This window comes from Tardiphaga sp. OK245 (assembly GCF_900108575.1).
Lineage (GTDB): Bacteria > Pseudomonadota > Alphaproteobacteria > Rhizobiales > Xanthobacteraceae > Tardiphaga > Tardiphaga robiniae.
Map to the genome: position 1 here is coordinate 22,199 of NZ_FNWZ01000009.1, position 21,596 is coordinate 43,794.

General features: G+C 61.1%; 25 protein-coding genes and 2 tRNA genes. 15 read left to right on the plus strand and 12 right to left on the minus strand.

Features of this window, described 5'->3' with window-relative positions; genetic code table 11:
• The first annotated feature begins 442 nt into the window (after nucleotides 1–442).
• Entirely contained in the window at nucleotides 443–1,165 is a 723-nt protein-coding gene (gene folE, locus BLW80_RS29110; RefSeq protein ID WP_089264896.1) for a GTP cyclohydrolase I FolE, read from the plus strand.
• 103 nt (nucleotides 1,166–1,268) lie between these two features.
• The gene (gene hisI / locus BLW80_RS29115) at nucleotides 1,269–1,709 is read left to right on the plus strand and encodes a phosphoribosyl-AMP cyclohydrolase (protein ID WP_093762050.1); all 441 of its coding nucleotides are present in this window, start codon (nucleotides 1,269–1,271) and stop codon (nucleotides 1,707–1,709) included.
• 18 nt (nucleotides 1,710–1,727) lie between these two features.
• Here the strand turns inward: hisI and BLW80_RS29120 are convergent, their stop codons facing one another.
• The gene (locus BLW80_RS29120; RefSeq protein ID WP_093762176.1) at nucleotides 1,728–2,414 is read right to left on the minus strand and encodes a hypothetical protein; all 687 of its coding nucleotides are present in this window, start codon (nucleotides 2,412–2,414) and stop codon (nucleotides 1,728–1,730) included.
• A 226-nt stretch (nucleotides 2,415–2,640) separates the two neighbouring features.
• Here BLW80_RS29120 and BLW80_RS29125 point away from each other — a divergent pair, with 226 nt between their 5' ends.
• Together BLW80_RS29125 and BLW80_RS29130 are read left to right on the plus strand one after the other, a co-directional pair.
• Complete coding sequence (locus BLW80_RS29125; RefSeq protein ID WP_093762052.1) at nucleotides 2,641–3,630, plus strand: transglycosylase SLT domain-containing protein; 990 nt, start codon at nucleotides 2,641–2,643, stop codon at nucleotides 3,628–3,630.
• A gap of 286 nt (nucleotides 3,631–3,916) precedes the next feature.
• Complete coding sequence (locus tag BLW80_RS29130; protein WP_093762054.1) at nucleotides 3,917–5,089, plus strand: DUF2336 domain-containing protein; 1,173 nt, start codon at nucleotides 3,917–3,919, stop codon at nucleotides 5,087–5,089.
• Nucleotides 5,090–5,257: 168 nt separating this feature from the next.
• Here BLW80_RS29130 and BLW80_RS29135 read toward each other — a convergent pair whose 3' ends face one another.
• The 6 genes from BLW80_RS29135 to BLW80_RS29160 all read right to left on the minus strand — a co-directional run bounded on the left by BLW80_RS29135 (nucleotide 5,258) and on the right by BLW80_RS29160 (nucleotide 10,207).
• Nucleotides 5,258–5,839 (minus strand): Hpt domain-containing protein, encoded by a 582-nt coding sequence (locus BLW80_RS29135; protein ID WP_093762056.1) that lies wholly within the window; start codon nucleotides 5,837–5,839, stop codon nucleotides 5,258–5,260.
• Nucleotides 5,840–5,861: 22 nt separating this feature from the next.
• Nucleotides 5,862–6,407 carry a response regulator gene (locus BLW80_RS29140; protein ID WP_068731951.1) on the minus strand — a complete coding sequence of 182 codons (546 nt, stop codon included), beginning with the start codon at nucleotides 6,405–6,407 and terminating at the stop codon, nucleotides 5,862–5,864.
• Nucleotides 6,408–6,465: 58 nt separating this feature from the next.
• Nucleotides 6,466–7,209 carry an alpha/beta hydrolase gene (locus BLW80_RS29145; protein WP_093762058.1) on the minus strand — a complete coding sequence of 248 codons (744 nt, stop codon included), beginning with the start codon at nucleotides 7,207–7,209 and terminating at the stop codon, nucleotides 6,466–6,468.
• Nucleotides 7,210–7,240: 31 nt separating this feature from the next.
• Nucleotides 7,241–8,020, minus strand: coding sequence for an NAD kinase (locus tag BLW80_RS29150; RefSeq protein ID WP_093762060.1), 780 nt, complete (start codon nucleotides 8,018–8,020; stop codon nucleotides 7,241–7,243).
• Between the two features lie 122 nt (nucleotides 8,021–8,142).
• Nucleotides 8,143–9,531: a serine hydrolase domain-containing protein gene (locus tag BLW80_RS29155; RefSeq protein ID WP_093762062.1), complete on the minus strand. Its 1,389-nt coding sequence runs from the start codon at nucleotides 9,529–9,531 to the stop codon at nucleotides 8,143–8,145.
• Nucleotides 9,532–9,646: 115 nt separating this feature from the next.
• On the minus strand, nucleotides 9,647–10,207 hold the full coding sequence (locus tag BLW80_RS29160; protein WP_093762064.1) for a tetratricopeptide repeat protein: 561 nt from the start codon (nucleotides 10,205–10,207) through the stop codon (nucleotides 9,647–9,649).
• 104 nt (nucleotides 10,208–10,311) lie between these two features.
• On the opposite strand from BLW80_RS29160, the gene BLW80_RS30885 reads away from it, so the two are divergent.
• The 4 genes from BLW80_RS30885 (at nucleotide 10,312) to BLW80_RS29185 (ending at nucleotide 13,832) form a co-directional block, all read left to right on the plus strand.
• Entirely contained in the window at nucleotides 10,312–10,785 is a 474-nt protein-coding gene (locus BLW80_RS30885) for a His-rich protein BRANT (RefSeq protein WP_244528493.1), read from the plus strand.
• A 213-nt stretch (nucleotides 10,786–10,998) separates the two neighbouring features.
• The gene (locus tag BLW80_RS29170) at nucleotides 10,999–11,430 is read left to right on the plus strand and encodes a hypothetical protein (RefSeq protein ID WP_244528494.1); all 432 of its coding nucleotides are present in this window, start codon (nucleotides 10,999–11,001) and stop codon (nucleotides 11,428–11,430) included.
• Between the two features lie 322 nt (nucleotides 11,431–11,752).
• Nucleotides 11,753–12,472, plus strand: a complete 720-nt coding sequence (locus BLW80_RS29175) for an outer membrane protein (RefSeq protein WP_089264886.1) — start codon at nucleotides 11,753–11,755, stop codon at nucleotides 12,470–12,472.
• A gap of 1,285 nt (nucleotides 12,473–13,757) precedes the next feature.
• A tRNA-Thr gene (locus tag BLW80_RS29185) sits at nucleotides 13,758–13,832 on the plus strand.
• A 60-nt stretch (nucleotides 13,833–13,892) separates the two neighbouring features.
• Here the strand turns inward: BLW80_RS29185 and BLW80_RS29190 are convergent.
• Nucleotides 13,893–14,204: a hypothetical protein gene (locus BLW80_RS29190; protein WP_093762070.1), complete on the minus strand. Its 312-nt coding sequence runs from the start codon at nucleotides 14,202–14,204 to the stop codon at nucleotides 13,893–13,895.
• Between the two features lie 467 nt (nucleotides 14,205–14,671).
• Between BLW80_RS29190 and BLW80_RS30125 the strand changes: the two genes are divergently transcribed.
• Entirely contained in the window at nucleotides 14,672–14,893 is a 222-nt protein-coding gene (locus tag BLW80_RS30125) for a hypothetical protein (protein WP_139285969.1), read from the plus strand.
• A gap of 9 nt (nucleotides 14,894–14,902) precedes the next feature.
• Here BLW80_RS30125 and BLW80_RS29200 read toward each other — a convergent pair whose 3' ends face one another.
• Nucleotides 14,903–15,106, minus strand: a complete 204-nt coding sequence (locus BLW80_RS29200; protein WP_089264883.1) for a hypothetical protein — start codon at nucleotides 15,104–15,106, stop codon at nucleotides 14,903–14,905.
• Nucleotides 15,107–15,199: 93 nt separating this feature from the next.
• Nucleotides 15,200–15,463, minus strand: coding sequence for a hypothetical protein (locus BLW80_RS29205; RefSeq protein ID WP_093762074.1), 264 nt, complete (start codon nucleotides 15,461–15,463; stop codon nucleotides 15,200–15,202).
• Nucleotides 15,464–15,750: 287 nt separating this feature from the next.
• Between BLW80_RS29205 and BLW80_RS29210 the strand changes: the two genes are divergently transcribed.
• Both BLW80_RS29210 and BLW80_RS30890 read left to right on the plus strand, forming a co-directional pair.
• On the plus strand, nucleotides 15,751–16,176 hold the full coding sequence (locus BLW80_RS29210; protein WP_093762178.1) for a hypothetical protein: 426 nt from the start codon (nucleotides 15,751–15,753) through the stop codon (nucleotides 16,174–16,176).
• Between the two features lie 50 nt (nucleotides 16,177–16,226).
• Nucleotides 16,227–16,859, plus strand: coding sequence for a hypothetical protein (locus tag BLW80_RS30890; RefSeq protein ID WP_244528495.1), 633 nt, complete (start codon nucleotides 16,227–16,229; stop codon nucleotides 16,857–16,859).
• A 123-nt stretch (nucleotides 16,860–16,982) separates the two neighbouring features.
• Here BLW80_RS30890 and rlmB read toward each other — a convergent pair whose 3' ends face one another.
• Nucleotides 16,983–17,846: a 23S rRNA (guanosine(2251)-2'-O)-methyltransferase RlmB gene (rlmB, locus tag BLW80_RS29220; RefSeq protein WP_139285970.1), complete on the minus strand. Its 864-nt coding sequence runs from the start codon at nucleotides 17,844–17,846 to the stop codon at nucleotides 16,983–16,985.
• 245 nt (nucleotides 17,847–18,091) lie between these two features.
• Here rlmB and BLW80_RS29225 point away from each other — a divergent pair.
• A tRNA-Tyr gene (locus tag BLW80_RS29225) sits at nucleotides 18,092–18,177 on the plus strand.
• A 484-nt stretch (nucleotides 18,178–18,661) separates the two neighbouring features.
• Here the strand turns inward: BLW80_RS29225 and BLW80_RS29235 are convergent.
• Entirely contained in the window at nucleotides 18,662–19,027 is a 366-nt protein-coding gene (locus BLW80_RS29235) for a hypothetical protein (protein ID WP_093762078.1), read from the minus strand.
• Nucleotides 19,028–19,498: 471 nt separating this feature from the next.
• On the opposite strand from BLW80_RS29235, the gene BLW80_RS29240 reads away from it, so the two are divergent.
• From BLW80_RS29240 to BLW80_RS29250, 3 genes are all read left to right on the plus strand, one after another.
• Entirely contained in the window at nucleotides 19,499–20,548 is a 1,050-nt protein-coding gene (locus tag BLW80_RS29240) for a YeeE/YedE family protein (protein ID WP_093762080.1), read from the plus strand.
• A 133-nt stretch (nucleotides 20,549–20,681) separates the two neighbouring features.
• Nucleotides 20,682–21,110, plus strand: a complete 429-nt coding sequence (locus BLW80_RS29245; protein ID WP_244528496.1) for a DsrE family protein — start codon at nucleotides 20,682–20,684, stop codon at nucleotides 21,108–21,110.
• Nucleotides 21,111–21,140: 30 nt separating this feature from the next.
• The gene (locus tag BLW80_RS29250; protein ID WP_093762084.1) at nucleotides 21,141–21,593 is read left to right on the plus strand and encodes a DsrE family protein; all 453 of its coding nucleotides are present in this window, start codon (nucleotides 21,141–21,143) and stop codon (nucleotides 21,591–21,593) included.
• Nucleotides 21,594–21,596 lie beyond the last annotated feature (3 nt).

Consider the following 21,596-nt stretch of genomic DNA (forward strand, 5'->3'; position numbering starts at 1 on the left):
GTTTCTCGCACCTCCCTCCGAACCAGCGTCCTCCAAAAGAGTCGCGCGGGGAGCTGTTTGACGCGATGCGCGCTGCCAAGATTGTTCCTCCGCGCCGTTCTGAAGTATCGGGTCATCACCCTAGGCTCACATGGGAACTGCCCGCATTGCCCTTGAATCGCGTGCTGGGAATAATAGGAAAAAGACCAACGATTTAAATGTGATGAGTGGGTAGCCTGATGGCTGGCAACAGTCGTAATGGTCCACTATATAGGGCGGAGCCCGGTGAACAGAGCGCCGGGCGTTCTCCAGATCGCCGGAATTTGAGAATTCAGTTCGGCGGCCTCGGTGTTATTGTCGCAAGACGATGTTTTATTGACGGACTCAGGCGTCCGGCGGCCTTGCCGCCCCGTCTGCCCGGTGACACTCCGGCCTCCCGTGGGGCCGGTCGAACGGAGTAAAGATGGACGCTGTGATCAAGCCGCTTCGCGGCAAATCCCCGGATGGCAAATCTTCTGAAGTTAGATCTGCCGAGAGCAAAGTGCAGGAATTCCGGCCGGCGGAGCTCGATCCCGCCGAATTTCTGGCTGCGGCGGTAAATCCCGACCAGCTGCGGCCCTCGCGCGCCGAGGCAGAGCAGGCCGTGCAGACGTTGCTCGCCTATATCGGCGAGAATCCGCAGCGCGAAGGCCTCATGGACACCCCGCGCCGCGTGGTCGAGGCCTATGACGAGCTGTTCCAAGGCTATCATCAGTGCCCGGCCGAGGTTCTGAACCGGACCTTCGGCGAGACCGCGGGCTATGACGATTTCGTGCTGATCCGCGACATGGCCTTCGTCTCCCATTGCGAGCATCACATGATGCCGTTCTACGGCAAGGCGCATATTGCCTATACGCCGGTGGAGCGCGTCGTCGGTCTCTCCAAGCTGGCGCGTCTCGTGGATATCTTCGGCCACCGGCTGCAGACCCAGGAGCATCTGACCGCGCAGCTTGCTGCTGCGGTCGATGAAGTGCTGAAGCCGCGCGGCGTTGCCGTGATGGTCGAGGCTGAGCACACCTGCATGTCGGCCCGCGGTATCCGCAAGGAAGGCTCACGCACTTTCACCACGCGTTTCACCGGCAATTTCCGTGACAATCCTGCCGAGCAGGCGCGGTTCATGTCGATGATCCAGTCCATGTCGCGCTAAACCCACGTCGCGCTGATCGCGCGACGATCGTGATTTGCTGCTAGAGTATCGGGCGCATCAGGCGCCCGATTTTCGTTTGACGACCACAGCGAGAGATTTTCCCGTGTCCAATACATCGCACGCGCACAGCCATGATCTCGAAGAAGGCCTCGCGCTCACGCCGAAATTCGACGCTGCCGGTCTCGTTACCGTCGTGACGACCGACGTGGCGAATGGCGACGTGTTGATGGTGGCGCATATGAATGAAGAGGCGCTGCGCAACACTATCGAAACCGGCGATGCCTGGTATTACAGCCGTTCGCGCAAGGCGCTATGGCGCAAGGGCGAGAGCTCGGGCAAGACCCAGCGCGTGGTGGAGATGCGGATGGATTGCGACCAGGATGCGATCTGGATCAAGGTCGAGCAGATCGGCGGAGCCGCCTGCCACACCGGCCGTCGCTCATGTTTCTACCGCGCGATCACCAAGGGCGAGGGTGGGGCGGCGAACGTCTCGTTCATCGATGCGGACAAGGTGTTCGATCCGGCGTCGGTCTACGGAAGCTGAACTGGCTCCGATCTTGGGTTACGCCAGCCGGCTGGCGAAATCCTGCCGGGATTTGGCGGCGCTGATGCCGGTTGGATCGGCGATCATGTCCATGTAATCGACGGCCGCGGACCGGAGCTTGCCGTCCTTCATGGTCATGACGCCAGACAGGGTCTGGATGTTCATCGAACGGATATTGTAGTTCTTCCAGGCTTCCGCCTGTTTCGCTTCACTATTGGTCGATTTTTTCTGCTCGTTATAGAGATCGAGCGAAGCTTGCGCCGCCTTCAGGGCATTCAGGCCCGAGACTTCCTTCATCTCCTTGGCGAGCGCCGGATCGTCGCTGAACATCTTCTCTATCTTGGCCTTCCAGGGGCCTTCGGCAGTCACGTTGCCGAATTTGTCGACCTTCATATGCGTCGCATATTCCGGCGGGATGTTCATTTTCTCGAACGCTTTGGAGAGGCGGTCGGCCAGGGCGTCGGTCCGCTTCGTCAGCATTTCGTCGAATGTATCGGTGAGTCCCTCGGTCGCGGCCTGATCGGCCTTGGCCTTTTCGATAATCGCCTTGGCGCGGTCTGACAGCGATACGAAGGCGGCAGGGGCTGTCGGCGCAGATGCAGGCTTGTCGGATGAGACGGATGGCTTGGCGGGCGCAACGGCGGCGGGGGCCGCTTTGTCCCACTGTTGGGTCGACGTCGAATTCGCGTTTGCGACCGCAACCATCGTGAGCTCCATTCCCGCTGCCGACGGAGCGAATCTCCGTCAGACACATACGGAAACACCCTCGCGTTAATGCTCTGTAAAATATTCAACCATGGATGGAGGTGTTGGGCGCCAAAACCGCCTTAGCGTTTCGTTAACCATGAATGTCCCACTGTGTCCGCGGCTTCCGCACGGCTGACAGGGCACGATTCCCGGTGGTCATGTCGCGGCAGCGGGGCACCACACTATGGCGGTCGACGCGACCAACCTCGCATCAGCACTCTCGTCAACGCGCAGTCAGGTGACCGGCGCGATCAAGAATGCTGCCGGCACCACGGGCACGAGCTTCGAATATCTGCTCGCCACCGCCAAGATGGAATCCAATTTCAATCCCTCGGCCACGGCTTCGACATCCTCGGCCAAGGGCCTGTTCCAGTTCATCGAGCAGACCTGGCTCGGCACCGTGAAGGAAGCCGGCACGCAGCTCGGCTACGGCAAATATGCCGACGCCATCACCAAGTCGCCGTCGGGAAGTTATTCGGTGAGCGATCCCGCTGCGAAGGCTGAGATCCTGAAACTGCGTGACGATCCCGTCGCGAGTTCAGCGATGGCCGGCGTGCTGACGCAGTCCAACAGTTTCAAACTCACTGGCGAGATCGGTCGTCGTCCCAGCGATGCCGAACTCTATATGGCGCATTTCATGGGCGTCAGTGGTGCATCGAAGCTGATCAACAATGCGGCGAACAATCCGAGCGCATCGGGCGCTGCGCTGTTCCCGAATGCCGCCGCAGCGAACCGGCCAATCTTCTACGATCAGAGCGGCAGCGCACGCAGCGTGTCGCAGGTCTATTCGGTGCTGTCGGCGCGCTATGACAGTGCTGCGAATTCCACGGCGACGCGGACGGCGATGGCATCCGCGGGTGTGGTGACGGCGCAGGCAGTCTCGCCACTGACGCCGTCCAGCAATGCGACGTTCCTGTCGCGCTTCCCGGATCTGAGCACGGCGCAGGTCGCAAGCTTTGCATCCGATCAGTCGTCGACGGCCGTGCAGGAACAGCCGATTTTCCGGTCGCTGTTCCAGGGCGGTGATCGTGCGCAACCTGTGTCGCCGGCCGTACAGGAATTGTGGGGCAACCGCACGTCACTGACGTCCACGTCGCTGCCGAAGGCACCTGAAGTCGGCGTGCCCAAGCCGCTCGATCTGTTCAGCGATCGCGCCGGGACTTTTAGTAGTTGAACAACATGTCATTCCGGGGCGCGTGCGTCTTCGCACGCGAACCCGGAATCCCGGCGTGAGAGTCTCCGAAGGCGCCTAGCCATTTCGGGATTCCGGGTTCGCGCAAGTGCGCGCCCCGGAATGACGAGCAACATGCTCATCCATTTCCCCGCGTGTCCGATCCCTTAATAAAACCTCAACAAACCCATAAGCTTATGGTGAACCGTTTGTTAAGTGGGATGGTTTATTTTCTCTGACAGTGGCATCGCGTTTCGGTGTTGATCTTGTTGCGTAGGCTGGCAGAACCATGATTGTTCGGCAGTTCATCAGTTGGGTACGGACCGCTCCAGCCAGCGAGCGGGCAGAGGCAACGCGCTCTTTGGCGCGGGCCTGGATTTTTTCTGATCTTTCAGACGACGACCGTGCCGCCGCCGAAGGCGCGCTGCTGATGCTGCTCGATGACGCATCGCCGCTGGTGCGCCAGGCCATGGCGCAGGTTTTTGCCCGTGCGCCGTCGGCGCCCCCGGCCATCGTGCAGGCGCTGTCGGTGGATCAGCCCTGTGTGTCGCTTCCAGTGCTCGAACATTCGCCGCTGCTGATCGATGCCGATCTGGTCGACATCGTCGCGACGGGGAACAGCGAACTGCAATGCGCGGTCGCGCGCCGCATCAATCTGCCGATTTCGATCTGCGCCGCCATTGCCGAAGTCGGCTCTGCCGCGGCTGCGCTCGAACTCATTGAAAATCCGTATGCCGAACTGGCGCAATTCTCCTGGGACCGTATCGTCGAGCGTCACGGTCATCTCGCCGCCATCCGCGAAGCGATGCTGGCCCTTGGCGACCTGCCGGCCACGACGCGTCTCGCGCTGGTGGCCAAGCTCTCCGAAACACTGACCCGCTTTGTCGTTGCACGGAACTGGCTGTCGCCGGATCGTGCCGAGCGCATTGCCGACGAGGCGATGGCGCGCTCCACGGTCAACATTGCGTCGCGTTCGCGCGGCGACGAGATGCGTGATCTCGTCCATCACCTGCGCGAAGCCGGGCAACTGACCGTCGGCCTGATCCTCCGTGCCCTGCTGTCCGGCAATCTCGACCTGTTCGACCAGGCGCTGGTGGAGCTGTCCGGCCTGCCGCAGAGCCGCGTGGCCGCGCTGGTCTATGACGGCGTCGGTGCCGGGCTGAACGCATTGCTTGCCCGCGCAGGTCTGCCGGAGTCGACATTCCCTGCCTTCCGCGCCGCGCTGGCTGCGCGCAACGAAATCGGTTTCATCGGTTCTGTCGGCGGCGCCGTGCGGCTGCGTCGTCGCATGGTCGAGCGGGTGTTGACGGTGTGCGAAACCGACGAGGCGGCGTCCGAGCCGCTGTTGATCCTGCTGCGGCGTTTCGCAACGGAATCGGCCCGCGAGGAAGCGCGGGTGTTCTGCGATGAACTGGCCGAACAGGCGAATGCGCGCGACGAGTATCAGCTGATCGCGGCGTAAGCTCACAGAGCGAGTCATTCCGGGGCGCGAGAAGACGCCGAAGGCGTCGGAACGCGAACCCGGAATCCCGATATGTTTGGCGCTGTCGGAGACTCCCACGCCGGGATTCCGGGTTCAGCTCAATCCGCTGCGCGGCTCGCGCTGCCCCGGAATGACGACTGAGAACGGCTATTCCTTCGGAACGATGCTCGGCGCCGAGATCATCTCGAGATGGTCCGGCCGATCGCGATTGACTAGCGTCAGATAGTCATCCGCAACAGCACGCAGGCGGGCGCTGAGTTCGTTGGCCACGCCGGCCTTCTCGATGGTGTTGTGCTCGCGCACGATGGCCTGGATCGCATCGATATGGTGCTGGATCAGATCCGGCGGCACCGCATCGAGATCGGGGGCGTGTTCGAGAATCCGGCACAGGCTTTCGGCGGCGACGCCGGCCGCGGGAAAGCCGAAGGTCGAGGCGTCGCCCTTGATGTCGTGCGCCGCACGAAACAGCTCGCCGCGGGTGTGCGTATCGAAGCCCTTTTTCAGGATCGTGGTATGTGCTGCGGCGAGGCGGTCGCATTCGCTGCGCATCCAGGTCTTGAACTCGCCGGAGAGATTGGCCAGCGCCTGTTCGGCGCGCGCCACGGGATCGTCGAGCTCGCGATCAATCACCCGGCGGATCGCATGCTTCAGCGTGTTCGGCGGCGTGATGACCTGGTGATCGGCGAAAGCCTGCACCTTCGGCGGTGCCGGCGCTTTGTTCTTGGCCATGGTCGTTTCTCCGAACATTGCGCTAGCCAGTGACACGGGCTTTATCCAGCAGCGATGGCTGCTGCAGAACCTCGGCTTCGCCGCCGTTGCGGCGTTCCGGTCCGATATAGGCGACGGTGGTGTTGCGGCGGCGGTCGGGCCCGAAATAGTTCTTCGTCTTGATGAAGGGGCGGGGATGCGCGACCACGCTCATGATGCGCAGATAGAGGCCCTTGGCCGAAATCGGCTTGGCCAGAAATTCGGTGACGCCGGCATCGCGCGCCATGGTGATGCGACGCTTCTCGGAGTGGCCGGTCAGCATGATGATCGGCGCGTAGGGATTGCCCTTGGAATCCGGCTGCCGGATCATCTGCGCCAGTTCCAGCCCGTCGAAAATGGGCATCGCCCAGTCGGCGATCACGATGTCAGGCACGTAGTGGCTGTACATTTCCAGCGCCGTGGCGCCGTCCTCGGCTTCATAGACTTCGCGGGCGCCGAACGAATGCAGCAGCGTGCGCAGGATGCGCCGCATGTGCGGATTGTCGTCGCAGACCAGAAAACGCAGCTTGTTGAAGTCGATACGGAACATGATGCGGCTCGAACCGGGCTGGGACCGTTACCCGATGTTAACCATACCGCGGCGCGTCTTAACGAATGGTTGAGGCACTGTAGGAGCCCAGTCCGGGGGACGTCCCAAGTCGACGCGATATTCCAAGAATCGCGTCCGCGGTCTCTGCGGGGCGGAGCATGGGATGCAAATGCGTACCATTTAGCCTCGTAACTGGCCAGGCGCGTCGCTGAGCTTCTGCGGCTGCATGATCGTAAATTGTTGAAGTCTGGATGAAGCCGGCAGGCACATGATCCCAGCGCAGGAGTTCGATCGTGTCATCGAACCAATCGACGTGCATTTTGGGAAGTTCACTTTCGAATTGCGCGAAGGCTACGGGATCTCTGGCCAAGATATCAATGCCAACCAGAGATGCGCGACGGGCATCCCCAAAAAACCATTGTGACCAAATCGGAAGCGTCCCGTCGGCACCGGCGAGGTTTTTCACGTGGTCGTGCAAGGCGGGTCTGACGGGTGAGGCTGCGCCATGCGATGGGGGCACATCGCCATCGACAATGATGACGCCACGCATGGGCAGCCTGGTCGCCAGATCGACAGCAAGATGACTTGCAGAACTATGTCCCACCACAATCAGTTGGCTGCTCGGTACGATATGATCGAGAAGACTTTGGGTCCATGCGCTCCATGCAGGTGGCGAGGCATGGTAAGCCAATATGTCCGGTACTTGGACATGGCATCCTGCCCCCCGCAGATGTTCGGCCGTCGACTCCCAACTTGATCCTCGGACCAAGGGGCCTGCCACAAGGACGAAATCGAACGGCATAAGTCCCTCGGCGGTATCAGTTGGATGAATTCTAGTATCCGAACTGTTCGCTCAGGATGCGTTCTTCCAGGCTGTGGCCGGGGTCGAACATCATGCGCATCGAGATCGACTTGTCGGAGATGATTTCGACCCGCCGGACGTCGCGGGCTTCCTCGTTGTCGGCGACGGCGGCCACCGGGCGCTTTTCACCTTCCAGCACCTCGATCGCGACGATCGCCGTATTGGGAAGCAGCGCACCGCGCCAGCGTCGCGGGCGGAACGCACTGATCGGCGTCAGGGCTAGCAGCGCGGCATTGATCGGCAGGATCGGACCCTGCGCCGACAGGTTATAGGCGGTCGAGCCGGCCGGCGTCGCCACGAGGATGCCATCGGCGGCAAGTTCGGCCATCCGTTCGCGTTCATCGATGAGGATGCGCAGGCGCGCCAGTTGATGCGTCTGGCGAAACAGCGAGACCTCGTTGATGGCGTGATGGATGTGCACGCCGCCATGGACGTCCGTGGCGCGCATCAGCAGCGGGTTGATCAGCGTCTCGCGCGCCGCGGTGAGGCGCGCATGCAGATCAAGCGTCGAGAACTCGTTCATCAGGAAACCGACGGTGCCGCGATGCATGCCGTAGATCGGTTTGCCCGTGCGCATGAAGTCGTGCAGCGTCTTCAGCATCAACCCGTCGCCGCCGAGGGCTACGATGATATCGGCGGTTTCCGGATCGGCATTGCCATAGAGCTGCGTCAGCTGGTCGAGCGCTGCCTGCGCTTCACCGCTGGTACTGGCCACGAAGGCGATCCGGTCATAGCGCTTGGACGGGTTCATCAGGGGATCGCCGGCTCATGCTGCGTGATTGTGCGGGGTCGTCTAGCCGACCTCGCTGGGGCTTGTCGAGCGAAAGGATAGCAGGTCTTTGAGACGGCCGGGCTGCAGGGAGCGCCGCATCGTTAACGGGGCGAGCGGCGCCCGGTTGCTCCATATTTGCGGGTCAACTCCTCCGCGACCGCCTTTTCGGGCCTTAATTTGCTGCCGGCGAGCCAAACCTCGGTCACTTTCCCGGTCTTGCTACGGACCCTCCGGACTGCTTCCCCATAACTGGAATAACCCGCGGCCGCGGCGATCGTGCCCTTGTCCTTGCCGGTCACCTCGATCTCGGCGACGTCCATGAAGGGATTGATCGCCTGAGGCGTGGCGACCAGCACCCGGTCTCCGATGGGCACCAGATCAAACGCGCTCCCTGAAGTCCACATGCGTCCCGTCCAGTCGCGAACGCGCTTCTGCGGCGCGCCGCGCTGGGCGAATGCGCGCAGGATATGCATGGCGCCATCAACCCAGATGGGCGCCCAGCCGTCGGTGGCATTGGTGAAAACCGAGATCGTCAGCTCGCAGGCCGGGATCACGGCGGTGCGCGAGATATAGCCATGAAATCCGCCATTGTGGCCGAACCAGTCCCAGCCGGCGGTGGTGCCGTTCATGGTGCCGAGGCCGTAATAGCTCTCGATAGTTGCGTGCGGATTGCGCCAGTGCCGCCGCGTCATCTCACGCCGGCCCGCCGCAGACAGCACGCTGTGCTTTGCATTGGGTGCAAGCTGCGCGAAAAACCGCGCGACGTCGGCTGCGGTGCTGACGAAGCCCGCAGCAGGCGTGATGGCGTGGCACGGCGTGTCGCCGGGAATGACCAGACGGCGGTCGAGCGGAAGCCGCGGCGTATGACCTTGCGCGAGGGGCGCGCCCTTTGTCAGCGGCATGTCGGGCTGGGTCTCGCGCAGGCCGACCGCATCAATGATCTCGCGCCTGATCCAGTCGCGATAGGGCTCGCCGGTGACAGCTTCGATGACGAGGCCGAGCAGGCCAAAGCCATGGTTGGAATATTTCAGCCGCGTGCCGGGCGCAATCGCGGGCGGTTGCTGCAGCTCGGACAATAGCTCCTTCTTGTCGAGATAGGGGCGGCTGTCGATGAACTGCCCGGCATCGACGCCGTCGCGCGTGAGGCCGGCGCTATGCGACAGTAATTGTCCGATCGTCGTTGCAGCGACCTGCGGATGCAGGCCTTTCACATGGTCGCCAACGGGATCGTCGAGGCGCAATTTGCGTTGCTCGCGGAGCTTCATCAGTCCGGCAGATGTGAAGCTTTTGGAATGCGAGGCGATCCGGAAGCGATGCCGCGGCGTCAGCTTCTCGCCGGTCGCGAGGTCGGCGTGACCGAAGGCATATTCAGCGACGATCTTGCCGCGATGCGCGATGGCCACGAGGCAGCCGGGTTGCTGCGTTGTTGCCATCTGGAATGAGAGCCAGTCGTGGATGTAGTCGAGCGCGGGCTTCAGCCAGGGATCCATCAGAGGTCTCAATGTGAGGAGAGCGTCGCAGCCGCGAATATGAACAGATCTCTCAGCCATAACAAAGCCGGCACAATCCGAAGGATTGCACCGGCTGACTGATCCGCGAATGGGATCAGTAGGTGGGACCGGAGCCGGGCGCCTTGTCAAGCGCAGCAGCGAGCGATTTATATTCGGCGGAGTCCTTGCCGCTCAGCATCGCGATCTTGTTGAGATGATATTGCGCCTGATCGCGGTTGCCCTGTTCGACCTGCCACAATCCGTAATACTGCCAGGTGCGGACATGGGCGGGGTCGGCCTTCAGCGCGCGCTCGTACCAGATCTGCGAGACCTTGTAGTCGCCGAGCTTGCGATAGGAGTAACCGATCAGATTGGCGACATCGGCGCGGTCGTCCTGGCCGAGCGCCTTGAGCTGCGCGATGGCGGCCGTGTAGTCCTGCTTGTCATAGACCGTGGCATAGGCGGCGCGATAGTTGGCGAGGAACGCGGTATTCTCGGTGTTCGGATTCCTGGTCTCGGTTTTCTTCTTCTTGTCCTTGGTGCCCTTGGTGTCGGACGCCGGCGGTGCGGAAGGCGTATCGCCGCCTGCGGCATAGGCCGAGGTCATGAAGGGCGTGGCGGCAACGGCCACGGAAAACATTGCCAGCGTCGTCAGCCTGATCGCGAGGTGGGTCATGCAGCGCTCCTGTTTGCAACAGCAATAATCTGACACGGAAGTCTCAGGTTGTGAACACCGGACGTGGGTGTTCATTCCCGCTTGTGCCGACATGGGGAGCAGACTTGTGGCAGCAGACTTGGGGCAGGACGCCTGACCCAGCCGATCGTGACGAGGATGTCACCGAGATGAACGAAGCCTGTCCGGCTTCCTCAGAGTGGGTTCAGCACAGCGTCGCTAGTTTGACTGCATTGATCGACAAGCCCGGCCAACCGACCGGTCAACTTCGTGATCGAGACCGACAGGAGACGACCATGTTGAAGAAAATTTCCACCGCGTTGATCGTAGTTTCCATGCTTGCCGCTCCCGCGATGGCTGCCGGTATCGCCAAGACCACGCCGGCGCCGATCACCAAGCCGGTGACGTCGGCCGATAACAAGGTGCAGGCCAAGCCCGGCGTGCTGAACGCAAATGCGAAAATGGTCCGCCATCATCACCGCCATGCCCGTCCTCATCATCGCTTCCACAAGAAGATGAGCGTTCACAAAGTTCACAAGCACACCGCTATCCAGACCACAGTCGCGCACAAGCGCGGCTGAGGGGGCTCCGCGGTCGCGGCCTCATATTGCCCAGCCGCGATCGCGGAGTTTCAACGGCCGGCCTGCTGCGCCTATCCCCTGGGATGCATAACATCCCTGAGGTGCAGCAGGCTGGTTCGTGTCCGTCACCGAGATGCGAATTCCAATTCCCGGGCGAACCGTCTAGGACAGGCATGACGGGGACACGCCTGCGTAATTGAGACGGCACGACGGATGAGACGGCATTTGGGGATATCGGCGAAACAGGCAGCAGCGGTGCTGTTGCCGCTGTGGCTTGCAGCATGCGGAGGAGGCGGCGCCGGTGGCATCAGCTTCACGGATGACCAGGGCGTTGCCGCGCAGCCATTTCCGACCAATTATCGCGTGGACCTTCTGGCGTTCTTCAAGACCTATCTGAACAATCCGGTCGGCGTTCGTGACGCCATGATGGCGGAGCCGGTGCAACGCACCGTGGGCGGCCGGCTGCGCTATGTCAGCTGCGTGCGCTACACGGCGAAGGATTTCGACGGCAAATACACCGCGCCGCAGGAGCGGGCGGTATCCTATGTCGACAAGCGCCTCGATCGCATTGTCGAGAATGTCACCGAAGCCTGCGCCGGCGCCACCTACGCGCCGTTCCCCGAAATGGAAAAGATGACGCGGTAGCGTTGTTGGCAGCTCTTTGAGATCTGCTGTCGGTGCTCGATGCGAGCACGCACGATGCCGGCGTTGGCGCCCTCAACTGACCGCAACGTCGCCACAAGATTGCCGCAGCCCGACGTGGGTATCTGGACACTGAAAAACCCGATCAAGTTCGCGTGAGCGCTGAACCAAAAGCCATTTCGCACCGCCTGAAAATGAATAAATCCAAAAGTGTTGCTGCTTTGTCGCAGTCGGCAAACATCGATGTGGCAACGCCTGCCGTGAAGCAACCAAACTGCCGCCACGTTGTTTTTCGATGGTCATTACGCAACACAGGGGAACAACCATGAAGAAGCTTTTGCTCAGCGCGTCGGCCATCGTTGCCGTGGCCGCGATCTCGTCTTCAGCCTTCGCTGCCGACCTTCCGGCGCGGACCTATACCAAGGCCCCGGCCTATACGGCGCCGGCTTTGGTCTACAATTGGACCGGTTTCTACATCGGCGGCCATCTCGGCGGCGCCTTCGGTGACGGCAATAGCCTCGTCGGCGATAGCGGCCGGTTCATGGGCGGTGTGCAGGGCGGCTTCGACTATCAGTTCGCCACCAACTGGGTGGTCGGTGTCGAAGCCCAGTACAGCTGGCTGGCGAGCAGCAATACCAGCCTCGTCTTCCCGAATGGCACGACCATCACGGGCGGCGGTAACGATCAGCTCGGCTCGGTCACCGGTCGTCTCGGTTACACCTGGGGTCCGGCACTGCTCTACGCCAAGGGCGGTTACGCCTGGAAGGATAACAACAACCTGACCATCGCCGCTGTGGCTCCCGCGGTTGCTGTGATCGATGGCAACAAGAAGGACGGCTACACGGTCGGTGGCGGTCTCGAATACATGTTCTCGCCGAACTGGTCGGGCAAGGTCGAATATCAGTACTATAACTTCGGCAACACCACGATCACCTCGACGGCCATTCCCGGCGGCTCGACCAGCTTCAACAACGACGAGCACACCATCAAGGCCGGTCTGAACTATCGCTTCGGCTGGGGTGGCCCGGTGGTGGCCAAGTACTGAGCAAGTACGACATCGATTCGATCTTCGACGGAAAGGCCGGCATCACGCCGGCCTTTTTTGTTTGTGGGGGTGTCGTCCTGCCGCTGCGTGTGTGGCGCTGATAGCGCGTTACGTCGTCACGGATTCAAATTTCAAACAGCCACTGCTCTTCAGACATGCGTCATCACCCCTGTTGTTTGCGGCGCGGGGGCGCCGTCGTCTGTCGCATTCCCACCCTCCTGAGAGAGGGCGTGCGGAACGCCAGGTGCCCGTTGCACCCGTGGGCCTGATGCGAATGCGGTCTTCCGCAATTGAGAGTGCATCAGGACTTTCGGAGGCGCCGAGCAAGTGCCCGACGTTCCGCCTGCGGTGTTTTTTCGGTTGCCTGCATATCTGCCATGGCGAACGGTCCCATCACCAAAATTAATGTCCCAGGGCGGGGGGACAGGGTAGCCTCAAGCGACTGGGCCGAACGCGTTTCGATTTGGTCGTCCGTCACGCTGTCCAGGGCTCTTTCCATCCCAAGGCCGGCCGTCTCCTTGCCAGTGGCAGTGCTGGCGCAGATCCGTCCTGCCCGAAGACAGACGTCACCCCCAAACCGCGTGACGCCGCATCTCCGGCGTCCACCGCATCCCACCCCGCGAACGTGACGATCGCGATCGCCCCTCTCGATGGGGCAGGACGGAGGGGAATATAATCAAGTTAGGGATACTGTCAACGGGAGATAGGAAAAAATGTTTAAGGCGCTGTCTTCCCGCCCCACACTGTCATTCCGGGGCGGGACCGGCGCCGAAGGCGACGGGACTGAACCCGGAATCTACGTTGGAGTCTCCGTAGAGCCAAACACTCCGGGATTCCGGGTTCGCGTCCGGCAAGTGCCGGCCGCGCCCCGGAATGACAGCGGGGAAGTCAGCCCCCGGAATGACGAGCGTGAGACGGCAGCGCTTTAAGGCGGTTTGCCACCACCCCCGCACCAGGAATCGAAAGTAAACGAGTCCTGAATCCCGGGAAAAATAAGGTTCGAGACTCCCTTGCCAGAATCGCTTGATGGTTGTCGGGCGATGAGAATGATCGACAATATCCGCAGCGACGGGGTGCAGGTGGCACTGACGGTCGCCCTGATGGCCGCCTGTGCGGTCAATCTGCTGCTGCTTTACGCGTGGCTGTAAGCGCATGCGCCGGTTTGGCGCGCGCGGGAGTAGCCCTTGCCGGACAACTCTGATATCTGACTGCGCGACGCGGGCAGGCGACTGATCCTGATGTCCTGTTTCGATCTCGGGTAATCAATTAACCCATTGATCTTGTTGCCGGTTTAGCTCAGCGGTAGAGCAGCGGTTTTGTAAACCGAAGGTCGGGAGTTCAATCCTCTCAACCGGCACCACCATTCCAATAACTTGTCAAAACGGTCTTTTCGCACCGGCTCGCCATCGGTGGGTTCAACCTATGAACGTTGTTCCAAGGTAGCCCGGACTTTTGCGATGACCTCCTGATAATCGGCCTCCCGCTTGTCCTGCATGTCCTGCTGCCGTGCCTTGAATGATGCCACGCGATTGCGGATGTCTTCCCGGAGATCAGTCAGCTTCATCGGCTGCGCAGGTTCCGGGACGATCTGCTCCGGATTTTCAGCGGCTTTCATCTCGGCGTCTACCGCAACGGTCAACTTCGCGGCCAGCTCGGGCTGGTTGCCCGAGACCTCTTTTACAAACGCCAATGTCTCCGCGATTAAACGATCGCGCTCTTCAACCCAACTCATGGCATCATCATTTAGATTGAGCGACGTTAGTGCAAGCGCGTCAGCGGGTTAAGCCTAACGGGGGCAGTGCAAAATCCGGCTCCGTTGTCGTGTCAGCGCCAATGCGTCTCCAAGCGGCCTGCTGACGCCTTTGGGCGGCTGGCTGTGGGAGGTTCGCCGACGGCGAACGGGCGTCAAATAAACAGACAGGCTGCGAACGAGGCCGTCAGGCCGAAGAGTAGGGCGCCTGCGCAGAGGGCGCGCTCCCAAACCTCGCGTGCCTGATGTCGCTCGAAGCACTGCCGGCTGAAATACTGGTGAGTGAAGTGGTCTTCCATCTCCGCCTCCCTGAACGGGGATAGAGAATCCTTCATGTGATTCGCCGTCAAGCGGCGTGTGTGCTAAACTGTTAAATAAGCCCCGCGGCGAGTTGAACCAATTTGCCGTTCGCGCGACCAAAGCGCGTCTCAATGAGTAAGGGGAATCGCATGACTTTTCGCGAATCCATCACCCGGCTTTTCGGCAGCACCTCAACGCCCGAATCTGAAGAGCGTGCCAGGCGACTGAACGCGTCCATGGATGAGTTTGTGCGGCTACTGCATACCAATGGCTACGACAGCAAAAGCCCCACCACCCCTGGAGAGGTGGCAGGACTTTCGGAACGTCCATCCTGCGCTCAGGACGCTCAGTCTTCCAACCAAGGATTTTGAGAGTCGTTCCTAGGTCACTGCTGGCGGTACCGCGATCGGCTTGCCCGTGTCCTCTTCGGTGCTGCACGGCTGAATAGTGTAGCCGTCCTCCAGCACCGTCTTGCCGTCCACAACATCAACGAGCCCGGCTTCGTCGGCATGTTGCCAGACGTCCTCCTCGGTCGGGAATTCCTGGCTGAGCTTCTGGTCGTCTTCGAATAGCGCGTAGGGCATGTGCCACCTCCGACGCGGCAACGCGGCGGAGGTTGAGTAGTTCGATCGCAGTGGCCAATCTGCCCACCCGTCAACCGGCCTGTGGAACCTTAATCAGAAGCAGGGATACGCCCGGCCGTCCTGGCCGCGATAGGCCGCGGCCGATTGCTTGCAGCGGGCGGCGAGGGGACCGTCGTAATAGGCGAAGGTGCCCGGCTGCAGACCCGGACCGTAATTGTGCCCGAACTGGATCCGGTAGGGCTGGCCGGGTGCGGCAAAGACGAAGGTTTCGGCGCTGTGATGATGCTTCCAGTGGCGCGCGAAAGCAGGGGTCGCGACCAGCGTCGACAGGATGATGGCTGCACTGAGGAACTTCATCGGGGCTCTCCGGACATGACGACTGCAGATGTCTGCGACAACGGCTGAAGGGATCAGATCACGTTGCGACGGCGATGCGCAAGATGTGCGCGGCGCGCGTGCGGCGGCGTTCAACCGGGATCAGATCGCCGTGCGGGCGCGTTGCGTTAACGAATCCACGCTGCGATCCCGCGCATTTGAACTTCGCCTGATGCTTGCGCGTTAGGCTTACCGGCAGTTTAGACCGCGCCCTTAACCCATCCTGCCAGGCGTTCGAATATCGTACCGCCGAGATGCAGGACATGGCCATGCGAACCCTTTCAGCACTGCTTTTTGTGATTGCGACCACGCTTCCGGCTGCAGCCGCCGATGGTTTCAACATCGTCGTGCCCGGTCGTCCCGGCGTGCCGATCATCATCAACGGCGTCGATGCGTCCTATCGCGTGATCGAAGGCGATTGGGGCTTGCAGCGCGGCATTCATATTCAACCGACAGTCTATGGCGGTCGTTACGTCGATCCGGTGCCGAATGTCGGCCACTACTATCCGAGCCTAGGCCACAAGCCCGGCTACGGGCGTTTGGAAATCGAGCCGCCGGCCAATCGCAAATTGCCGCAGCCGGCCGAGAGCTTCCACGAGCACTGGTCGGCGAAATCCGCGCCGATGGAGCGGCATAATGAAGTGCCGTTCAATCCACCTGAGGTCATCGTCGCACCGCCGGAATTCCGACGCTGACCGACCAATCACCAACACCAAAAAAAGACACCCGACAGGAGAGAGTATTCATGCGTAACGTGATTTCAAAATGGATTGCGGCATTTGCCGTTGTCACCGCCACTGCCGGCGCAGCGCCTGCAATGGCCTGCGGCGGCGGCCTGTTCACCTCAAACGGCTGCTCGCCTTGCGGCCAGGCCTATGTCAGCCCCTGCGGCTATGGCGCCGGTTATGAGCGGCTGCCCGATCCGACCCCGGTGACGCGTCAGTATTATTACGCCAACCAGGGCCCGACCTTCAGCGGCCCGGGCATGTTCGCGCCGGTCCCGACCTATCAGGAGACTGCGATCGGCTGGCGCGGCTATGGCCAGGGTTACGGTCAAGGTTACGGTTACGGCTATCGTCGCGGCTATTACGGCGGCCCCTATGCCAATCCGGTGAACTACTCCTATGGTCCGGCGTATCGTTCGCCCGCGATCTACAGCTATCCGTCGCGCAGCCAGTATCGTGCGCGCCCGAGCTATCGTTACGGCTACAGCATGCAGCCGCGCACGCGTTACGGCACTACGCAGCGCAGCTACGTGTCGCGCACCGGTTATCATCAGGCGCATCGCTATGGCGCGCCGAAGGTGATGTATGCGCCGCGCGCCGCAGGACAGCAGCGTGGTTATCACCAGTCGCAGCAGCATCGCCGCGCGTACTGATCTGATCGAACGAAGAACGCCCGCTCGCAGCAATGCGGGCGGGCGTTTTCGTTTGGATAGAGGGATTCTTGTTTTGACGCGTTTTCTTGACGCGAACCGGGACCCACTTCGCTCGAAAACGCTCTAGCCCATCAGGCCGAGCTTGCTGGCGCCGACATAGAGCGCGAGCACGGCGGCGTTCGACACGTTGAGGCTCTTGATCTCGCCGGGCATGTCGAGCCGCGCGACGACGCTGCAGGTCTCGCGCGTCAGCCGTCGCAATCCGCTGCCTTCGGCGCCAAGCACCAGCGCCAGCGGTTGCTGCAGCGGGATCGCGCTGATGTTCTCGCTGCCCTCGCTGTCGAGACCGACGGTCATGAAACCGAGATCGTTCAATTCGTTCAGCGCCCGCGCCAGATTCGGCACCGTGATCATCGGCACCAGTTCCAGTGCGCCCGAGGCGGATTTCGCGAGAACGCCGGTGGCCTCCGGGCTGTGCCGGGCCGTGGTGATGATCGCCTTGACCGCAAAGGCCGCGGCCGAGCGCAGGATGGCGCCGACATTATGCGGATCAGTGATCTGGTCGAGCACCAGCACGATGCCGTCCTGGGGCAGGCTGTCCAGATCCGGCGATTCCAGCGGTTCGACCTCGGCCAGGAGGCCCTGATGCACGGCATCGGGCCCCAACCGGCGATCGATCTCGTCCGGACGGACCAGGACCGGTGCCACGCGGGTGTCGATCTTCTCCTCGGCGAGGCGCCGGGCGGCGTTCTCGGTCAGAATCAGCTTGCGAATGATCCGCTGCGGATTGGCCAGCGCCATGGTGACGGTATGCCATCCATAGAGGATGGCCGGGCCATCGCCGCCGGATTCCCGGCCCCGCCGGGGCGGGCGCCTGCCGTGATCCCGGCCCTGATCGCGCGGTTTGTCCCGGTTTTGACTGCTTTGGCCGTCGCGTCCCTTGTCAGGTCCACGCTGGAATCGCTGTTTTCGTTCTCGATCGCTCATGGCTGGCTTGTCTCACGCATGCCGAATAATGGCAATTTGGGGCCCCCGGAAAGAGGTCGGGAAGGGCGGATATTCCGGCCAGGGTCGGTTGACTTTGCCCCATGGCTTCCGTCATAAACGCGCCAACCGGGAGCCCGTTTACGGGCGCGCGTTTTAACGTCATCCATGGCCGTCCAGCCACTTATTCGGTGGGACTGCCGTGTTGGGCCAAGGTCTTGTTGGGCTTGGTTCCGATGGCGTCAGGCGGGGGAGTGTCCCGAGTGGCAAAGGGAGCTGACTGTAAATCAGCCGTCTTATGACTTCGAAGGTTCGAGTCCTTCTTCCCCCACCATTTTCACATCATTGACGAATTGGCCCTGCGGGGCGGCGGGTTGCAGGCAATCCTGTAAGCAATTGTATTTTAGGTATTTGTTCGCTTCAGGCAGCGCGTATTTGCCTGGTTCCGAACGCGTCAGCCTAATTCGATTTGGGGTCCGACGGCGGCTTCCGCAGGTTGGCGGTCTCGGGATCGAAGCCAATAGCGTAGACGTCCAAGACGCCAGCTTCACGCAGCTTCCGTAGCTCGCTCGCCGTCTGATCAAGGGTCTGTACGGTTCCGTAGCAGACCTTCTCCGGCTGCCCGTGAGGGGTCCCGTAGATACTGTAGGCCACGACTGAAGCACACCCCGTGATTGCTGCGAAAGGTTTGCAAACGCTACCGCAGTCATTGGCTTGTTGTCTATAAAAATAGACAACTTGTTGGCGGGCGGCTGCATCAACACGTGTGGCCGAAGACTTGCGCAGATGGGTCATGACCGTGGTGGTGCTAAGCTCGCTCACGCATGCACGCTTCTCATTGGTTCGTCTGACAGCCACGAACACACCGCGGCTGGAACTGCTCCGGCTATCGCAACGGACACATCGAAATGTGGTTGGCCCATGTAGCGTGCGACAAGCTCGGCCAGGATAGCCGCTACCGGCATCGTCGCGATGAGCCGCACGTAAAGCGGCTGGCCGGAAAGCGCCCAGTCCACTCCTGCCGTCAACCAAGCAGGAATGACGGCGAGCACATACGCAATTCCCACCAGCCACGCCAGGAACCCGATGTCGGGAAAACCATCGCGCAACAACTGATCGGCGGCGATGTAGACGAACAGCACGAGTGGCGGAAACAACATCGTGAAAACGAGCAGTCGCTTCATAAAATCATCTCCAAGATCCGTTGGTCGGTCTTGGCGGCGATTTCGTTCAACTTTCCAAGTCGCATGAACTCAGCGTTGCACGGCCGTGCGGCCGGTGGCGTGCACCCTTCGCCGAGCCCCGCCGTCCTTATTCGAGAGCGCGGGAGCCTAGCCCTTGGTGTTGCTTTGATCGATGAAGCTTCAGATACGCTTGCCGCGTCCTCCAAAGAACTGAGCGCTATGCCCCGTGTTGAGCCGGCAAGATCGAAAATGCCGTTTCGAAAATTGGGTGCGAAACACGCGTCCGGCGATCTCTGCCGCTCCCAGAGCGATAGTTATTCTGCATCGCATTTCGGGGTCTGATGGAATTATGTTTCCTGTTTTTCAGAATCCGTAGAACTTCCTCCTTAAATCATGCGTCAACTGGACCGCTTCTGAAACTGCCAGTAGTAATCCAGCGTCATCACCTCAAAATCACGTTCGGATCATTCGATGTTTGCGCTCCCGGTTATCGCGGGTTTTGCGATTGGCGCCGTTTTCGGCGTGGTCGGTCTGCTGAGTGGCTTCTGCCTCATGAGCAGCCTGCGCGACTGGTGGGCGCATGACGACGGACGAAAGATTCGGAGTTATGCGCTGGCGGTTGCCGTGGCGATTGTCGGCACACAATTCATTGCCGGCGCTGGGATCGTCGAGATCGCCAAGTCGCTCTACCTGCAGCCGTCATTCTCGGCGCCGTTGATCTTCGTCGGCGGGCTGCTGTTCGGCTTGGGCATGGTGTTGTCGAACGGCTGCGCGTCGCGCGCGCTGGTGTTGCTGGGCAAAGGTAATCTGCGCTCGCTGGTCGTGATCGCGATCATTGGCGTTACCGCGCAGATGACATTGAAGGGCCTGCTCGCGCCGATGCGGCTGTCGATCCTGCAATGGACGCAGACGACGCCTGGGGTGAATTCTCTCCCGTCGCTGTTCGGAACGCTCGGCCTGTCTGACGCAACGGCGCGCGTCGTAGCAACTTTGATTGTCGGCGTTGCGCTGTTGGTATTTGCGCTGTCGCATCGTGCGTTCCGCCGTTCGCCGGGGCAGCTCGTGGCGGGGTTGGTGATGGGCCTCCTAGTGATCGCCGGCTGGCTGACGACCGGTTGGCTTGGTGCCGATGAGTTCGATCCGATTCCGGTGGCGTCGCTGACATTCGTGTCGCCGGCTGCCGATACGCTGCAATTCATCATGCTGTCGACCGGCATGACGCTGAATTTCGGCATCGCGCTGGTAGCGGGTGTGTTCGTCGGCAGTCTTCTCACGGCCTTGCTGACCGGACGCTTTGAGCTTGAGGGCTATACGTCGGCGCGTCATACCGGACGTTCGATGGCAGGTGCCGCGCTGATGGGGATCGGTGGTGCGATGGCTTATGGCTGTTCGATCGGGCAGGGGCTGACAGGTGTGTCCACGCTCGCACTGCCATCCTTCGTTGCGGCTGCGGGTATCTTTGCGGGCGCTGCAGTTGCGATCCGCGGCCTGGCACTGCGTCCTGTGTTTGCGACGCAATAAGTCCTCTCTAGTCCGCTTCGTTAGTTTGGTTGCGCCGGCGCAGGGCGATTGCTAATCAATCCTCTGATCGTCAGAGGTTTTGTGCGCAATGAAAAAGCGAGGACTGTTTTTCTGTTTGTCGGTCCTTGCGCTGATGTCATTTGCAACGGGCCCGGTCACTGCGCAGACACGGCCCGCGAAGCAGGACGCCGCGCCGGACAAGCCGTTCGCCGAGCATTTCATCGCCTTGCAGCTGTCCGATTCCGATCCGAAGAAAGAACGCCTCGTTCTCAGCGTCGCCAGCAATCTCCTGAAAGCCTATGGACCGGACAAGGTGGCGGTTGAAGTCGTCACCTTCGGTCCCGGCATCGATCTGTTGCGCGACACCAACGAACACCGCGCACTGGTCGATAGTCTGGGCACCCAAGGCGTGCGCTTCAGCGTCTGTGGCAACACGCTGGATACGATTGAGCGGGACACCGGCAAGCGGCCGGCGATCAATCCGCATGCGGTGGAAGTGCTGGTCGGCGTCGGCCATCTGCTGGATCTGACTGAGCGCGGTTTTACGATCGTGCGTCCCTGAAATTGTATGTCCCTGAAAAGGAATTTTGAGATGCGATCATTGTTGAGATCGATTGCCGGAGCCGTCCTGTTGTCGCTGATCGCGTTGTCCGCTTATGCAGCAGGCGCGAAGGAGCATCGCGTCGCCATTCAGGTCAATCAGAACGATCCGACTCTGATGAATCTGGCTTTGAACAACGCGACAAACGTCATGGAATTCTACAAGGCGAAGAATGAGGATGTTCAGATCGAGATCGTCACTTATGGTCCGGGTTTGCACATGCTGCGCGACGACACCTCGCCGGTGAAGGACCGCATCAAGCAGATTGTCGATGCCAGCTTCCCGTCCAGCGTCAAATTCATCGCCTGCGGAAATACCAAAGAGGGCATGGAGAAGCGTGAGGGCAAGGCGATCAACGTCGTGTCCGAGGCGACGGTGGTGCCATCGGGCGCTGTCAGGCTGATTGAGTTGCAGGAAGCCGGCTGGAGTTATCTCAAGCCTTGAGTT

What these genes read in the sequence shown, in the direction of transcription:
- BLW80_RS29145 (WP_093762058.1), bottom strand. Translation starts at nt 7,209, where the DNA reads ATGCCGTTCGATTTCGTCCTTGTGGCAGGCCCCTTGGTCCGAGGATCA.
- BLW80_RS29175 (WP_089264886.1), top strand. Translation starts at nt 11,753, where the DNA reads ATGAAGAAGCTTTTGCTCAGCGCGTCGGCCATCGTTGCCGTGGCCGCG.
- BLW80_RS29125 (WP_093762052.1), top strand. Translation starts at nt 2,641, where the DNA reads ATGGCGGTCGACGCGACCAACCTCGCATCAGCACTCTCGTCAACGCGC.
- BLW80_RS29120 (WP_093762176.1), bottom strand. Translation starts at nt 2,414, where the DNA reads ATGGTTGCGGTCGCAAACGCGAATTCGACGTCGACCCAACAGTGGGAC.
- BLW80_RS29170 (WP_244528494.1), top strand. Translation starts at nt 10,999, where the DNA reads ATGAGACGGCATTTGGGGATATCGGCGAAACAGGCAGCAGCGGTGCTG.
- rlmB (WP_139285970.1), bottom strand. Translation starts at nt 17,846, where the DNA reads ATGAGCGATCGAGAACGAAAACAGCGATTCCAGCGTGGACCTGACAAG.
- BLW80_RS29150 (WP_093762060.1), bottom strand. Translation starts at nt 8,020, where the DNA reads ATGAACCCGTCCAAGCGCTATGACCGGATCGCCTTCGTGGCCAGTACC.
- BLW80_RS29200 (WP_089264883.1), bottom strand. Translation starts at nt 15,106, where the DNA reads ATGCCCTACGCGCTATTCGAAGACGACCAGAAGCTCAGCCAGGAATTC.
- BLW80_RS29205 (WP_093762074.1), bottom strand. Translation starts at nt 15,463, where the DNA reads ATGAAGTTCCTCAGTGCAGCCATCATCCTGTCGACGCTGGTCGCGACC.
- BLW80_RS29240 (WP_093762080.1), top strand. Translation starts at nt 19,499, where the DNA reads ATGTTTGCGCTCCCGGTTATCGCGGGTTTTGCGATTGGCGCCGTTTTC.
- BLW80_RS29235 (WP_093762078.1), bottom strand. Translation starts at nt 19,027, where the DNA reads ATGAAGCGACTGCTCGTTTTCACGATGTTGTTTCCGCCACTCGTGCTG.
- BLW80_RS30125 (WP_139285969.1), top strand. Translation starts at nt 14,672, where the DNA reads ATGACTTTTCGCGAATCCATCACCCGGCTTTTCGGCAGCACCTCAACG.
- BLW80_RS29130 (WP_093762054.1), top strand. Translation starts at nt 3,917, where the DNA reads ATGATTGTTCGGCAGTTCATCAGTTGGGTACGGACCGCTCCAGCCAGC.
- BLW80_RS29250 (WP_093762084.1), top strand. Translation starts at nt 21,141, where the DNA reads ATGCGATCATTGTTGAGATCGATTGCCGGAGCCGTCCTGTTGTCGCTG.
- BLW80_RS29140 (WP_068731951.1), bottom strand. Translation starts at nt 6,407, where the DNA reads ATGTTCCGTATCGACTTCAACAAGCTGCGTTTTCTGGTCTGCGACGAC.
- BLW80_RS29245 (WP_244528496.1), top strand. Translation starts at nt 20,682, where the DNA reads ATGTCATTTGCAACGGGCCCGGTCACTGCGCAGACACGGCCCGCGAAG.
- BLW80_RS29135 (WP_093762056.1), bottom strand. Translation starts at nt 5,839, where the DNA reads ATGGCCAAGAACAAAGCGCCGGCACCGCCGAAGGTGCAGGCTTTCGCC.
- BLW80_RS29160 (WP_093762064.1), bottom strand. Translation starts at nt 10,207, where the DNA reads ATGACCCACCTCGCGATCAGGCTGACGACGCTGGCAATGTTTTCCGTG.
- folE (WP_089264896.1), top strand. Translation starts at nt 443, where the DNA reads ATGGACGCTGTGATCAAGCCGCTTCGCGGCAAATCCCCGGATGGCAAA.
- BLW80_RS30890 (WP_244528495.1), top strand. Translation starts at nt 16,227, where the DNA reads ATGCGTAACGTGATTTCAAAATGGATTGCGGCATTTGCCGTTGTCACC.
- BLW80_RS29190 (WP_093762070.1), bottom strand. Translation starts at nt 14,204, where the DNA reads ATGAGTTGGGTTGAAGAGCGCGATCGTTTAATCGCGGAGACATTGGCG.
- BLW80_RS29210 (WP_093762178.1), top strand. Translation starts at nt 15,751, where the DNA reads ATGCGAACCCTTTCAGCACTGCTTTTTGTGATTGCGACCACGCTTCCG.
- BLW80_RS29155 (WP_093762062.1), bottom strand. Translation starts at nt 9,531, where the DNA reads ATGGATCCCTGGCTGAAGCCCGCGCTCGACTACATCCACGACTGGCTC.